The sequence below is a fragment of the Streptomyces sp. NPDC001852 genome, assembly GCF_042891825.1.
In the GTDB taxonomy this organism is placed as follows: Bacteria; Actinomycetota; Actinomycetes; order Streptomycetales; family Streptomycetaceae; genus Streptomyces.
Window position 1 is genome coordinate 138,335 of record NZ_JBIATN010000012.1, and the last position, 14,077, is coordinate 152,411.

Annotated in this window: 12 protein-coding genes; all 12 read right to left on the reverse strand. The window is 72.0% G+C overall.

The genetic code is table 11. From position 1 onward, the window contains the following. Window positions 1-8 precede the first annotated feature (8 nt). Window positions 9-1,328, reverse strand: coding sequence for a histidine--tRNA ligase (hisS, locus tag ACFYZB_RS22050; protein WP_388761127.1), 1,320 nt, complete (start codon window positions 1,326-1,328; stop codon window positions 9-11). Window positions 1,329-1,431: 103 nt separating this feature from the next. Continuing rightward, complete coding sequence (locus tag ACFYZB_RS22055) at window positions 1,432-2,655, reverse strand: MFS transporter (protein ID WP_388761130.1); 1,224 nt, start codon at window positions 2,653-2,655, stop codon at window positions 1,432-1,434. Continuing rightward, the gene (locus ACFYZB_RS22060) at window positions 2,656-3,993 is read right to left on the reverse strand and encodes a hypothetical protein (RefSeq protein ID WP_388761132.1); all 1,338 of its coding nucleotides are present in this window, start codon (window positions 3,991-3,993) and stop codon (window positions 2,656-2,658) included. It abuts the gene before it with no gap. 43 nt (window positions 3,994-4,036) lie between these two features. Further along, window positions 4,037-4,621 (reverse strand): thiamine pyrophosphate-dependent enzyme, encoded by a 585-nt coding sequence (locus ACFYZB_RS22065; protein ID WP_388761135.1) that lies wholly within the window; start codon window positions 4,619-4,621, stop codon window positions 4,037-4,039. Beyond that, entirely contained in the window at window positions 4,618-5,184 is a 567-nt protein-coding gene (locus tag ACFYZB_RS22070; RefSeq protein ID WP_388761138.1) for a thiamine pyrophosphate-binding protein, read from the reverse strand. Before ACFYZB_RS22070 ends, ACFYZB_RS22065 begins: the two co-directional genes overlap by 4 nt. Further along, window positions 5,184-6,080: a TauD/TfdA family dioxygenase gene (locus ACFYZB_RS22075; protein WP_388761141.1), complete on the reverse strand. Its 897-nt coding sequence runs from the start codon at window positions 6,078-6,080 to the stop codon at window positions 5,184-5,186. Before ACFYZB_RS22075 ends, ACFYZB_RS22070 begins: the two co-directional genes overlap by 1 nt. Next, on the reverse strand, window positions 6,080-6,820 hold the full coding sequence (locus ACFYZB_RS22080; RefSeq protein ID WP_388761144.1) for an aspartate/glutamate racemase family protein: 741 nt from the start codon (window positions 6,818-6,820) through the stop codon (window positions 6,080-6,082). The genes ACFYZB_RS22075 and ACFYZB_RS22080 overlap by 1 nt, the downstream gene beginning before the upstream one ends. Then, window positions 6,813-8,738, reverse strand: a complete 1,926-nt coding sequence (locus ACFYZB_RS22085; protein WP_388761147.1) for a methylaspartate mutase subunit E — start codon at window positions 8,736-8,738, stop codon at window positions 6,813-6,815. The genes ACFYZB_RS22080 and ACFYZB_RS22085 overlap by 8 nt, the downstream gene beginning before the upstream one ends. 51 nt (window positions 8,739-8,789) lie before the next feature. Further along, complete coding sequence (locus ACFYZB_RS22090) at window positions 8,790-9,701, reverse strand: kinase (protein WP_388761150.1); 912 nt, start codon at window positions 9,699-9,701, stop codon at window positions 8,790-8,792. A 35-nt stretch (window positions 9,702-9,736) separates the two neighbouring features. Then, complete coding sequence (locus ACFYZB_RS22095) at window positions 9,737-10,924, reverse strand: hypothetical protein (RefSeq protein WP_388761153.1); 1,188 nt, start codon at window positions 10,922-10,924, stop codon at window positions 9,737-9,739. Between the two features lie 145 nt (window positions 10,925-11,069). After that, window positions 11,070-12,425: a DUF6002 family protein gene (locus tag ACFYZB_RS22100; RefSeq protein WP_351204104.1), complete on the reverse strand. Its 1,356-nt coding sequence runs from the start codon at window positions 12,423-12,425 to the stop codon at window positions 11,070-11,072. A gap of 73 nt (window positions 12,426-12,498) precedes the next feature. Continuing rightward, entirely contained in the window at window positions 12,499-13,968 is a 1,470-nt protein-coding gene (locus ACFYZB_RS22105) for a cellulose binding domain-containing protein (RefSeq protein ID WP_388761156.1), read from the reverse strand. Window positions 13,969-14,077: the final 109 nt, after the last annotated feature.

Below are 14,077 nucleotides of genomic sequence, written 5' to 3' on the forward strand. Positions count from 1 at the left end.
TACGGGTGTCAGCCCGCGGGCTGCTCCTTGCCGAGTGGCCGGACAGCCGAGGCCCGCGTACCGTCCGCGTCCGCGTCGGCCGAGGCGCCCGCGGCATCGGATTTCAGGTGGACGAAGCCGGAGAAGCCCCACTGCTCCAGGCGGCGGAGCTGGGCGGCGAACTTCCCGCCCCGCGGGACGGCCGCGGCCTTCCTGCCCTCCTCGCGCAGCCGGCGGGCCGCGGCGAGCACCTCCGTGCGCGGGACGTCCGTCTCGTACAGCACCGCGACGACGTCGTCGTCGGCGGTGAGCCGCAGCAGGTCGATGATCCGCTCGAAGCCGATGGAGAAGCCGCACGCGGGTACGTCCCTGCCCAGGGAGCGGCCGATGAGGTTGTCGTAGCGCCCGCCGCCCGCGATCGACGAGGGGAAGTCCGGGTGGCCCACCTCGAAGACCTGACCGGTGTAGTAGCCGGGGCCGCGGACGAGCGTGGGGTCGAACGACCAGGACCAGGGGGCGTTCTCCGACAGGGCGCCCAGTTCGGCCACGGTGACCGTGAGGTCGTCGAGCACCTCTTCGCCCAGGGTGGGCAGTGCGTCGGCGAGGGCGTCGATGAACTTGGTCCTGGGCAGCCCCTCCAGCTGCTGCACGCAGCCGAGCGCGGCGTCCACGGCGGTCCGAGGCAGCCCCGCGTTCTCGGTCAGGTCCGTGCGGACCCGGTCCCATCCGATCTTGTCGAGCTTGTCCAGGCCGATGAAGAACTCCGGCCAGGACTGCTCGGGCAGACCGGCCTGGGCGGCGAGGGCGCTCAGGAAGCGCCGGTCGGAGATGCGGACCGTCGAACCGGTCAGCCCCACCGCCGACATGGCCTCGGTGGTGGCCTCGATCAGCTCCAGCTCGGCGAGCATCGACGGCTCGCCGACGATGTCGATGTCGCACTGGTAGAACTGCCGGTAGCGGCCCCGCTGCGGTCGCTCGGCGCGCCAGACCGGCCCGAACTGGAACGAGCGGAACGGCGAGGGCAGTTCACTGTGGTTGGCCGCGTAGAAGCGGGTCAGCGGGACGGTCAGGTCGAAGCGGAGGCCGAAGTCCGTGAGCGACCCCAGGTCGGTGCCGGCCTCGACGCGGTCCGGCAGACCGCGCCGGAGGATCTGGAAGATGAGCTTCTCGTTCTCACCGCCCTGACCGCCCGTCAGCCGGGCGAGGTCCTCCAGTGCGGGCGTCTCGATGCGCTGGTAGCCGAACCGCCGGTACACACCGGCGATGGTGGCCAGCACCTGGTCCCTGCGGGCCACCGTGCCCGGCAGCAGGTCTCGGGTGCCGCGCGGCGGAGAGTTGTCGGTCTTCATGTGGTGGTTCCTCGGTGTCTGTACGGCCCTTGGCGCCCCGGGGCGCCGGGCGAATGCGGTGTCGTACCTCTGTGGGGACCGGGTCCCGGGCGTCGGTGCGGCATCAGCGATGGCGCTCCGCCCAGCGGACGGCGGCCGGGGACAGCAGCCCGAGCAGCGCGAGAGCGCCTCCGACGACGAACCAACCCGCAACTCCCCAGCCGATACACAGAGTTACCAAGAGTACTGGCCCGATCGCGTCGGCGATTCCCATGCCGATACCGAAGACTCCGAGGTACTGACCCTGTGCCTGCGGAGCCGCGAGCTGGTACGAGATCTCGGTCCCCGCCGCAGAATGCCACAGCTCACCCACCGTGTAGACGACCACGCCGAGGGACAGCAGCCCGACGGCGTACCAGGAACCGGGACCCGCCGCGGCCGCCATCAGCCCGCACGCCACCAGGAAGGTGAGTCCGGCCCGGAGCAGCGCGGTCCCGGCCCGCGCGGGCGAGTCGACCCCACGGCTGATGGGGACCTGGCCGAGCACCACGATGGCGGTGTTGATCAGCACGCTCACCGTCACCAGGCCGACCGGCGCCGATGTGTACCTGACCAGCCACAGCGGGAAGGCCACGCTCAGTACGCGGTAGTGGATGCCCATGGACCCGACCAGGCCGGTCAGTACGAGATAGGGGCGGTCGCGCAGGGCGACCCAGCGCGGACCCTCCTCGGCGGGCCCGGGGAGCAGCGGCGGGATGAGCAGCGTCAGCGCGGCGGCCAGCAGATAGCACGCCGCCGCGACGAAGACGGCCGTCAGATACGCGGTACGGGTGTCGGCCTGCACGGCCACCCCGGCCACCAGCGCGCCGATGGACACCCCGAGGTTGAAGAACGTGCGCAGCACGGCCCGGAGCGACTGGGGCCGCTCACCGCCGTAGCGCCGTACGACGGGCCCGGTGGCCGCGGGCAGCGCCGAGCGCGCGGAGCCGGACAGGCAGGCGACGCACACGAACGGCCAGAAGCTCTCCGTGAAGGCGAACGCGGCCGTGGCCGCGCTTCCGGTCAGCAGGACCACGGCGCACACGGCGCGGGCCCCGAGCCGGTCGGCGAGGTGACCGATCAGGACGGTCGCGCCGATGGAGAAGGCCCCGGCGATGCTGAACCCGAGGCCCACCTGCTGCACCGGCAGATGCACCGAACGAGTGAAGTACAGGACGCCGGCGGTGAGCAGGATGCCGTTGCCCATCGCCGCGAAGAACATGACCGCGACCAGGACACGGCGGTACCGCTCGTCGCCTGCGCCCTGCCGGTGACGGACGGGGGCCTCGGTGTACGGCAGGGCGGACATCTAGGCGCTCCGTCCCCGTACCGCGACCGAGGGCAGCGCCCCGTACTTCTGGACGCTGATGATCCCCTGCCGTCCGCCGGGCAGGTATCTGACGCCGAGGCCGCCGGCCCGGCCGTCGAAGATGTAGGGGCCGAACACCGGGTAGACGTCCGCCTCGTACGAGCCGGGGCCGCGGTCGTCGGCGAACTCCATGCGGCAGGGGATCGTCTCCACGAACTCCTGCGCGATGTGATCGCCCCCGGCCACGGCCTCGGCGACCTTCGCCTCCCACTCGGCCCGCTCGCAGAACCGGCCGATCAGGACCTCCTCGCCCTTGATGCCGGTGCCGAGCTTGAGCACGAACCGCTCGCGCTCGCCGAGCAGCAGCGCGGGAAGCGACCACTGCCGGCCGCGCCATTCGACCTTGCGGTCGGTGACCACCCGGGTCCAGGGCAGATAGCGCTCGACCAGCGCGCGGTCGTCCGCGGTCATCCAGGGCCGCCCCTCGGACAGCCAGCCCATGACCTTCTTGTTGGCGATCATGTACGCGGTCTGGGTGGCCAGCAGCAGGCAGCCCGCGTCCAGCGCGGCCCGGATCTCGGCCAGGTCGATGCCGAGCCGGCGCCACTCCGGGACGGTGAAGTACCGCAGCCCCAGCGGGTAGGACAGCTCACCGTTGCCGTGGAGCGCCTGGAGCAGGCCCTCGGGCTCGAAGAACTCCGCCTCCAGGCCGCTTCGCCGCATGGAGTCGACCTGGAGGTCGAAGTGGCGGGTGGTCGTGGCCCGGACGTCCCGTGCGGTGCCGACCAGGGCCACCGCGGGACGCACCCCCAGCTCCCGTGCCGTACGGAGGAAGAAGGCGTCACGGACCGCCATCGCGTCGGGCGTGGTGAACGGGGCGGCGTCCCGGCCGCCGAACGCCGTGACCCAGGCGGACGTGGCGAGCGTGGTGTCCACCACCCGGCCCACGCCGCCGCCGACGTTGAACTCGACGAACTTCGGCCCGTCGGCGTCGATGACCACGTCCGGCCGGGACATGCAGGTGGCGAAGCGGTCCTCCAGAGGCCCCTCGATGCACAGCGGGTACTCGTCGGGGTCGGCGCCGAGCGCGGCGATCCGGCCCGCGGGAGTGTCCGCACGCTCCATCAGCGTCCTGCGCAGCAGCCGGAGCAGGCGGCTGCCGGCCTGGAAGATCGCGTCGTAGGCCTGCTCCGTCAGGACGACGGGACGCAGCGACGCGGGCTCCGTCGGATAGTCCAGATCGTCCATGGCACGGCCGAGCTCATGGCGGATCCGGTCGACCGGCACCCGGTGCTGCGATGTCAGGCGGCCGTCGGCGTACCACTGACGGGTACTCATGGCTTTCCCTCTCGATGAGAAACGTGAAGGCGCGTCCGGCGGGTCATGCGGCGCCGGCCCGCCCGGCCGGGAACCGCACGCTGCGGCTGAACCGCCGGGTGTGCGCCGCGAGATCGCCCTCCACCCGCGGGGGCACCGGAAGGTCGGCCTCGCCCAGTACGCAGTGCACGAGGGAGGGTCCTCGCAGGTCCGACAGCAGCGCACCCAGCACGGCGGAGAGGTCGCCCGGCTCTTCCACCCGGGTGACCGACCGGTAGCCGAAGCTCCTGGCCAGGCCGCAGAAGTCGGCGGTCGGCGCCTGGGTGGGCTGGCCCCCGGTGGAGGCGTACGCCGCGTCGTCCAGCACGATGTGCAGCAGGGGCAGTCCCGGTGTGACGGCCGCGGTGGCCAGCCCGGCCGGGTTCATCAGCAGGCTGCCGTCACCGTCCACCACGACCGTGGGGCGGCCGGTGCTGTGCGCGATCCCGGCGCCGATGGGACCGGCGAGCCCCATGGACCCCGTCATGTAGAAGTGGCTCTCCCGGTCCCGGTGGTGACGGGCGATCCGGCAGGCGTATCCGGTGGTGAAGACCACCGGCTCGGTGTCGGTGCCGTCGATGACGAGCCGGATCGCCTCGGTCTTGTTCATGGTGTCCATCCGAAGAGCGCGGGTGGGACGAGCAGGGCGGCCGTGCGCCGTTCCTCCAGGACGGTGCGGCGGGCCCGCTCGACGGGCCCTGCCGTGTCCGCGCCCGGCACCAGCCGGGTCCAGGGGATGTCCATGCCGTCGAGCAGGCTCTGGGTGATGCGGCCCATCACCGTGTTCTCCGGTGTGTGGTCGAGGTCCGTGCCCCGCAGACTCACCACCAGGAGCATCGGGACGGCGTACGGCACCACCAGCGAGGCCAGCGCGTTGACCGACTGGCCGAGACCGGAGTTCTGCATGAGGACCACGGGGGCCTCACCGGCGATGGCACACCCCGCGGCCATCCCCACGGCGTTGTCCTCGCGGCTGACCGTGATCAGCGGCCCCTCGTCCTGAAGCGCGCAGAGCAGCGGGGCGAGGATGCCGCAGGGGGTGGCCAGGAACGGGGCGAACCCGCCGCGGCGCAGTTCCCCGGCGAGGGAGACGGCCGGGGTCACCGCGCCGGTCCGGGCGTCCGGGGCGGCGGGGGCCACGGGGGCGGACGTGTTCAGGGCGACGGCGGGCATCATCGGCTCCCGTCGCCGTGGCCGGGGCGGCGGGCGGGGTCGTACGCCCCGTACAGTCTGCGCAGCCGGCGCGACGACGCCTGCTCGTGGAAGGGCCTGCGGCCGTGCAGCATACGGCGGTTGTTCCACAGCAGGGCCACCCCGCGGCGCAGCAGCACCGGCGTCTGGTTCTCCGGCAGCGAGGAGATCTTGTCGAAGGCGTCCATGGCGGCGGTGAGCCCGACGGGCAGGGGCTCACCGGCCCTGTCGTAGCCCTGCTCGATGTACATGCGCAGATAGCGCAGCTCGAAGCCGTTCCCGTCGGCGGCGGCGCGGAACACCGGCTGGCGCTTGGTGACCAGGCCGTCGATCTGGCCGTTGACGTCGAAGTGCACCGGCTCGGTCAGGGCCCGCAGATGGGCCGGGTCGAGCGCGTCCAGCTGTGCGGCGAGCTCGTTGCCGTCCATGATCAGGGTCTCGCCGCCCTCGGCCGCCGAGAGCCCGAACAGGCAGGCCACCTCGGGGGGTTCGGGCAGCAGGGTGCCGTCGGTGTGGTAGCCGCCCGCCTGGTTCGACCCCGAGTAGTGGCTGACGGCGGGCAGCCCGGGGCTGACCTCGACCGGATAGATCAGCTCACCGGTGCGGTACTGCGGGGTGGGCCGGAACACGCTGGTGAACAGATTCCAGTAGAGGGTGCACAGATCGTGGTCCGCCAGCCCGTCCACTCCGGTCTCCACGACCGCGTAGCCGGGTCCTTCGCGCAGTGCTTCGATGATGCCGGCCGCGAGGGCCGCCACCTCGGGGCCTGCCGCGCCCGGCGGGTCGGCGGGCCAGGCGTCCAGCGCGGTGTCCGGGGCGACCGCGCGTTCCCGCAGGGCCGCACCGGCGGCCGGGCTGATCGTGAAACGGTCTGCCATCAGTGCTTCTCGCTCTCTGTGTACCGGTAGTCGGCGAGACGCCCGTCGGCCGCGGCCCGGGCGAGCACGTCGAAGGGGTCGAGTACGTCTGCGTCGATGAGATGGCCCCACCGTCGGCTGAGGACGTGGATCTCGCTGCATCCGGCGATGACGGAGGACGCGCCGGTCTCCTTGAGATGACGGGTGATCCAGTCCACGGCCCGGTCGGGCCCCTTGTTGGTCTTGATGTCCTGGATGGCGTCCTGGAGCGTGCGGTACTCCGCTGCTTCGGCCATCACCACGTGCGGCTCCGCCCGCTCCCACCGGGGGTGGCGCTCGAACAGGCGCAGGGCGCGGGAGTCGGTGGAGCACAGCAGCAGATGGCGGCCGCCGCGCCGCGCGATCTCGTCCACGGCCACGTCGAGGACGGAGATGACGCGTCCGCTCAGCTCGGGGCTGATGCGCGGCAGCAGATGGTGCGAGGTCATGCAGCACATGACGATGTCCTCGCACCCGCAGTCGACCAGCCTGGTCAGGCCGGTGACCATGCGGGTCAGCACGGGCGACTCGCCGGCGTCCATGGTCGCCGGGGTCCTCGGCGAGACCGCCGGCTCCGAGTGCAGTACCAGCGCGGGGAAGTCCTGTTCCCGTGCGCCGCCGCAGTGGTCGTAGACGGAGGAGACGAACTGGGCGGAGGCCACGGGGCCCATTCCGCCGAGCACGCCGAGCCTGCGGTGGGGGGTGGTGGGCGATTCAGACATCGAACGGCCAGCTCCTGTATCGTCCGGACGGCAGTTGAAGGACATCGAGCTCCACGAGTTGCCAGTCGTCGCTCACCGGCGGGGTCGAGGACCGCTTGCGTTCGGCCATCCGCTCGCGGTGGAACTCCACGATGTCGGACGAGAACTGCAGATGGCCGGTGTCCAGGAAGCGCACCGCACCGTCCACGTCCCTCGCGGTCAGCACCGCACCCCGGTTGCAGCGGCTGGGCGCGAACGGGATATCGAGGTATCCGCGCTCGAAGGCCCTGGTCACGCCCTCGGTGAGGCTGCCGTCCCCGGCCACCAGGATGCTCTCGAAGAGCTGCTCGACCTCGGAGCGCAGCACGGTCGTCTCCTCGTCGACGCGCCGCTCGTCCAGGGGCGTCGACTCCGCCGACGCCGCGCTCAGCCGGCTCAGCGCGAGACCTTCCCTGTTGTCGGCGACCGTGGGGATGTTGGTCGCCTCCACGGGCGTCTTCACGATGAGCCGGGACGCTCCCGAGAGCCGGGCCGACGCCGCCGATCCCACGATCAGCTGCCGTGCCCGGCCGAGCTCCTGGGGGAAGGCCGCCATGTGCTGGTGGAACACCGTGTTGATCTGCACGCCGTGGTGACCGAGGTTGGCCAGGTACTTCTCGCCGAGCTCGCGCAGCACCCGGATCGCCGCCACGTCCTGGGAGCGGTTGCCCTGCTCCGCGTAGCCGAGCGACACCGAGCGCACGCCCTGGCCGGCGGCGAGGATCGCCTCGACGAGGTTGACCGTGATCGCCAGACTGGGCGGGATCAGTACGGCGGTGAGCGTCCCGAAGAACTCCCGGTCGATGACGACTCCGTACTCCTCCGCGTAGTGCCCGCACAGCCGGTCGACGTACTGCCATCGGCGCAGCGAATCGGCGAGCGGGTAGTCCTTGAAGTACGGGACGTTGTAGGTGATCGCGCCGCCCTCGTAGCCCGTGACGCCGCCCGCGCAGGAGATCTCGGCGAGCAGCCGGGGATCGCGGGTGCTGTGTCTGGTCTGCAGGGGCACCTCGACCTCGGAGATGATGCGCCGCAGCACCTCGACCCCGTGGTTGACCATGGGAAACCCGTTGAGCGTCGAGGTCCCGCGCTCCTTGCTCTCGGCGATCGCGTCGGCCGCCATCGCGTAGGCGTTGTTACGGGTGAGCGAGTCGACCTGGTAGGAGAGGACGTCGGCACCCGACCGGCGCAGCTCCACGAAGGCGGTCCGCTGATCGGCGGCGAGCGCGACGCCCGACCGGGGCTGGATCAGCATCGGCAGCGTGCGCTCGCGCGACGGCAGGTGCGCCCGGGGGAACGACGGCTGCCGGAGCAGGAACGCGGCGTTGTCCTCGAGGTCCCGTGCCCCCTGGCCGGTGTGCCAGGTCTCCAGCACCTCCTCGCGCTCGGCGAGGAAGTCGGCGACGGGCAGCCGCCGGTCCGCCGGTACCGGGACCGGCCCCGGGCCGGCGCCGACCCGGGGGGCGGGCGGCGGTGCGGCGCGGCGGGGCGGACGGCCCGCCAGGTCCTCGGTCAGACACGCCAGTACGGTGGGCAGGTCGACGTACTTGGGGAACACCCGGCGGAAGCCGATGCGCCGGGCGTCCGCCCGCAGCCGCTCGGGATCGCCGAGGGTGAGGTTGCCGCCCGCGTACCAGAGCGCCTCGGTGTGCGCGTACTTGAGGCGCAGATCCACGAACTCCCGCAGATAGTGCCGCAGATGGCCGTCCATGCAGGAGATCATCACGACGTCGGCACGGGCGGACGCCTCGAAGAAGTCCTCGAGCCGGTTCTGTGTGCCCATGAAGTGGACGTCGTAGCCGTTGCCTGTCAGGGCCTGCCGGAGAATCGTGAGGCCCACGGAGTGGGCGTCGGCCCCGATCCCGCCGATGGCGACGGCCCTCGGCGCGGTTCCTGCCATGGAGCGTCCTCTCTGGTAGCTGGTAGCCGGTGGCTGCGGGTCGGTGCGGCGTCAGGACGGCGTCACGGGTGTCCTGCCGCGGAGGAACGAGATCTGCGCGGTGGGTGCGAGCGCAGCCGCCTCCCGCGCCGCTTCGTGGGCGCGCCGGGTGTCGTGCGGATCGAAGAGCATCGCGAGGGTCGTGCCGCTGTGGGCGACGGAGACCCCGTGGCCGCCGTGGCCGAGCGCGACGGGAAGCAGCTGCTCCAGGGCCTTCTTGGGGTGGCGCCGCTGGTTGACCCGGGCGCTGATGGTGGCGGCGGCCCCGACCGCCGACAGGTCCTGCGTCAGCAGCCCGCCGACCGCCATGTCATGGGCCCGTCCGATGAGTTCGCGTTCCTCCGCGTCGTACGGGAGCCGGCGGAAGTTGACGGTGTCCACGCTGCCGCCGGGGTCGACGACGACCGCCAGGACCGGAAGCGGCCGCCCGGGATCGCGCAGCACCCGGCCGCGCAGGAAGTCGAAGACCACGGGGTGCTCGATCATCACCGCGTCGCTCGGCTCCACGCCGCACGCCAGTGCCGCGAGCACCTCGTCCGTGAGCTCGACGCCGTGGAGGTCGGCCACCGCCCGGCAGGCCGCGACGATGTCGGCCGAGCTGCTGGCCATGCCCTTGCCGTCCGGTATCGGCGAGGAGATCTGGACCCGTACCCCCTCACCGGGGCCGGGCCGCTTGCCCAGCATGCGCAGCAGGGAGAGCACGGCGGACCGTGCCTTCACCTTGTGCTGGGGCCACACCTCGAGCCCGGGGGCGGGCGAGGTCCGTGCCTCGGCGTGCACCTCCAGGTCGATCGGGAAGGTGACCATGAAGTCGCCCTCCGGGATTACTCCCTGGACCAGTTCCCCCGACGTCCCGCACGCGGACCCGGTGCCGGACACCGGGCGGGCGGCCGTGAGAACGGGATGCCCCGCCGTCTTCGTCATCGTGATGTTCCTTTCCTGACCGGCCGCGACGCCGTTCACTCCGGCACCAGCTCTGGTGCCCGGACCCGGGGGGACGTGCCGAAGAATGTCGTCATGTCGATCAGCTGCTCGAACTCGAAACCGTCGCACCGGTACGGCACGTCGAGCCGCGGCCGGTGTTCGTCGTCGTGGAAGTAGCCGGCGCCGAGACGCCCTTCCGCGTCGATGAGCATCACCGGGTTGGCGGCGAGGAAGCGCCGCAGCTGCGGGGAGTCGGCACCCGCGCGCAGGCGCATCCGCACGAAGCGGTAGTGGTTCGGCGGGAGTTCGGCGCGGGTGGCGAAGCGCTTCTTGTACTGGAAGGTCCCCTTGCGCAGAAACGGCTCGCACCCCTGGTAGTCGACCCGGTCGTAGCCGTTCTCGCAGGCCCACCGCAGGATGAAGTGGTACAGGGCGTTCTGGGCACCGTATTTGCGCAGGTCCTGGTCGCCGTCCCGGACGCCGATGAGCCGCGCGTTGATGAGCCTGCGCCTGGAGTCCAGTTCACTGGTGCTTCCCGCCACCCGGCCGGTGCGGGAGTCCACCATGAAGAGAATCCCGTGCCGGAAGATCATGTGGTAGCCCTGCTCCTTTCCCAGGCTGCGGTCGCGCTTTCCGTACCGGACCTCCATGCTGGGCACGACCATGCGGTCGTAGAACCAGAAGTAGTCGTCGGCCGAGCGGGTGGGCGCGCTGGTGTATCCGTACTCCTCGCACCACTGGCCGTGGCGCTTGACCTCGCGCCGCGACATCTTCTGCTGGACCGCGGGCCATCCTTGCGACGTGTCGACCACCTGGTGGATGCGGAACGGCATGGTGATCGAACGCTCGGCCGGGGTGCTTTCCACGAACCGGGAGCCACCGGCCACGATCGACAGGTCGGGCTGCTCCGCGTCGATCTTCCGCAGCAGTTCCCGGCGGGTGAGCATCTCCTTCCGTACGTCGACCGGGCCCTGGCCGAAGAGGCAGTCCTGGATGTACGGCTGGATGTACCGCAGCCCGTCCTCGAAGCCGCCGTACACGAACGACATGCGGCGGCCGTCCACCTCGGCGGACGCGCTGACCACGGGGATCCGGCGACGGCACGACTCGTGGACCGCGAGCCGCAGCCGGTTCCAGAGCGGGGACCGGATGGACTTGACGACATGGGGGGCGCGCCAGCGCGTCCAGCCAAGGAGCACGTCGACGCGTGACCGGAGGTTCAAGGCACGACTCGATTCATCAGGAGAGGTCCGCACCGGCAGCCGGGCGACGTGGCCCTCGTACTGGACGTACGTGGGCCCGGGCCCGGTGCGGCGAGTGGGGGCACCTCCCGGCCGAAGGCTGGGGGAGGGAACGTGACGGCAGGGCCTAGGCCTTGGCGGCCGCCAGCAGGACCTCGGCGACGTCCTGGGCGGTGGTGACCTCGTGCAGGACACTGCGGTCGGGGGACTCGAACTCGCCCTCGGAGTAGGCACCGGAACCGTGTACCAGCACGTCCACGTCCTCGGGCAGGATGCCCCGGTCGATGGCGGTGAGCGAGCCGACGACGGCCATGACCATGGCCCACTCGCGCAGCTTGCGGGGGTCCTCGGGCAGCCGGGTCATGCCGGCGCTCGCGAGGAGGCCGCGGACCTCCTGGTAGCGCTGGAGGCACTCGGGCAGCGAGACGACGATGCCGTCGCCGCCCTGGCGCCGCAGCAGTTCGGTGACCGCGGGCGTGGTCGGGGGCAGCCGGGTGTAGAAGGTGCGCTCCAGACGCTCGTTCGTCGAGTAGCACACGGCGGGGAACCGCGGGTCGGCCGGCTCCGGCTGGCGCAGCAGCCCGGTGGCCGCGTCGCGTTCGTAGGCGGGAAGCTCCTGCCGCCCGGTGACGGCCATCACCAGGTCCGGGGTCTCCAGATGCTGCACCAGGAGGTACTTGGCCGGATTCGCGGCGCCCTGCGGTTCCCCGCCGGAGAGCTGCGTGCCCAGGTTGTGCCCGAGGAACCCGTAGGCGCTGGAGACGGCGTGCGCGTGCCAGCGGGTGCGCTCGCCCGGCGCGAAGAACTCCCGCTCGAACGAGGCCCGCACCACGTCCGCCGCCTTGTAGTTGTCCGGGTCGAGGGTGTACCAGGCGCGGAATCCGGTGGCCGCCCTGATCTCGTCGGCCACCGTGCGGTACGCCGCGGTGAGGAGCCGCTTCACATCCTCCCGCTCGGCGCCCCGGTAGACGCCCAGGGGGTTGGCCGCCGCGAGCGCGGGGTCGGTGGCCAGGGGGGAGTCCCACAGCTTGATGAGGGAGGAGTACGGCACGATCGCCGTGACGCGGAGGGTCTCGGGGGTGGCGAGACCGGCCTCGTACGCGCGCAGCACGGCGTCGCGCAGGGCGACGGCCTTGTTGGCGGCGGACGGCGTCACGAGGAGGACCGGCTCGTCGTGCGTCTCGATGTGCCGCAGTGCCCGGGCGACGATGACCTGCGAACCGAAGGTCTTCGTGGTGTGGGTACGGGGGTTGCCGGTGAGGTTCATGAAAAGGAGCCGACGGCCGTGGTACTCACCCATCGAGCCGCCGGAGAGGCCCGAGGCGGAGAAGTACCTCTCCAGGGATTCCGACAGCTCGGGGATCTCCCAGGCGGGCTCGAAGAACTCGCCGGCTTCCGGCTTGGACGCCGCCAGCGATCGCATGGCCCGGCGCACATCGCCGTAGTAGTGGCTCAGCGCGTTGCCTATCTTCGCAGTCTCCATGCCGCAGGAGGCTAGGCAGGCGACCTAGAGCGCGGCTTGATCGCCGATCATCCGGCGCGCGCGGAGGCCCGGCTCAGCCGGTCGTGCAGGCGGCCCCGTTGAGCGTGAAACCGTACGGTGACCGGTTTCTGCCCTGCCAGGTGCCGATGAACCCCAGGGACAGCGTGCCGTGCGCGGCGACGGCCTTGTTGTAGTCGGCGGCGGTCGCGGTGACCCGGGAGCCGCTCTGGTGGACGGTGGCGTCCCACATCTGGCCGACCTGCTGGCCGTCGCGGAAGGCCCAGGACAGGCTCCAGCCGTCGAGGGGCCGGTCGGTGGTGACGGTGACGGTGGCCTGGAAGCCGTCGGGCCACTGGTCGACGAGATCGTAGGCGACCCGGCAGCCGGCCGCGGGGGCGCTGGAGCGGACGGGGGTGGGCTGGTGGGCGGCCGCGGAGGTGCTGCCCTGGGGTTCGGGGTCGGGCTGCGCACGGCCGGCGCCGGCGGTGGTGGGCGGCGGCGAGGGCGTGGCGGCGGGTGCGGTCGGCGGGCCGGGCGGGGTGGTGGTCCGGGAGACGCTGGGGTCGGCGACCGGCTGCCGGTCGTCGCGCGCGGCGCTGTCTTCGCCGGAGCCGCCGAACGGCATCATCGACACGCCGAGCGCCAGTGCCGACAGCAGCACGGCGGCGGCGAGCAGGCCGCGGCGCAGGACCTTGCTGCGGCCCGCGTCCTCCTCGGGGTCGCCGGTGCCGGGATCGGCCGGGCGGCCCGCGCCGAGGCGGACCTCGGCGGCGCGGCGGCGGCGTTCCAGGTAGGCGAGGCCGCCCCAGCCGACGACCCCGCCGGCCAGCGCGGCGGGCAGCCCGCCGCCGTGCAGGCGCAGGCACGCGGCGGCCTCGGCGCAGCCGACGCAGGTCGCGAGGTGCCGGGAGAGGTCGTCGGGGGTGTCGGAGCTCGGCGAGCGGGTGACCGCGTCCAGCAGACGGGCGTAGGAACGGCACTGCGCGTCCATCGGGGTGTCGAGGTGGGCGCGGTGGCAGCGGTCGCGGAACAGGGTGCGCACCTGGTCGAGTTCCTCGGCGACCGTGGCCGGGTCCAGGCCGAGCCGACGGGCGACGGCGGGCAGGGGCAGCGCCTCCACCTCGGCCAGCCACAGCAGCGACGCGTCGGCCTCCTGCATGTCCCTGAGGCCGCGCAGCGCGACCGGGCGCTGCAGCGGCGGGCCCGTGTAGCGGGCGGCCTGGCCGGAGTTGAGCCACAGCCTCAGGTCGGGGTCGAGTCTGTGGCCCTGTCCGTCGGCCTCCCAGGCGGCGGCGGTGTCGCGTACGGCGGTGAGCAGTGCCGGGATCGTGGGCAGCCGTGCGGTGCGGCGGCCCGCGCCGCGCACATGGGTGCGCGCGGCGGCGCGGAGCTCGCGCATGCCGAGCGTGAAGGCCTCGGTCGCCAGTTGATGGGCCGTCAGCGAGCCGGAGGTGCACAGGTCCGCGTAACTGAGCACCGCGTCCCAGCCCTCCGAGAACAGCGCGGACTCGGTGGCGTCCTGGGGGGTCGGCAGGTCGGGCATGGGACTCCTGCATCCACGAGCGAGGGCAACTCACCACAGAAGGAAGGGAGTTGCGAGGTACCTCGCGGCAGGACACAGAGCCTTTCACGTCCTCGACACAACTGACAAG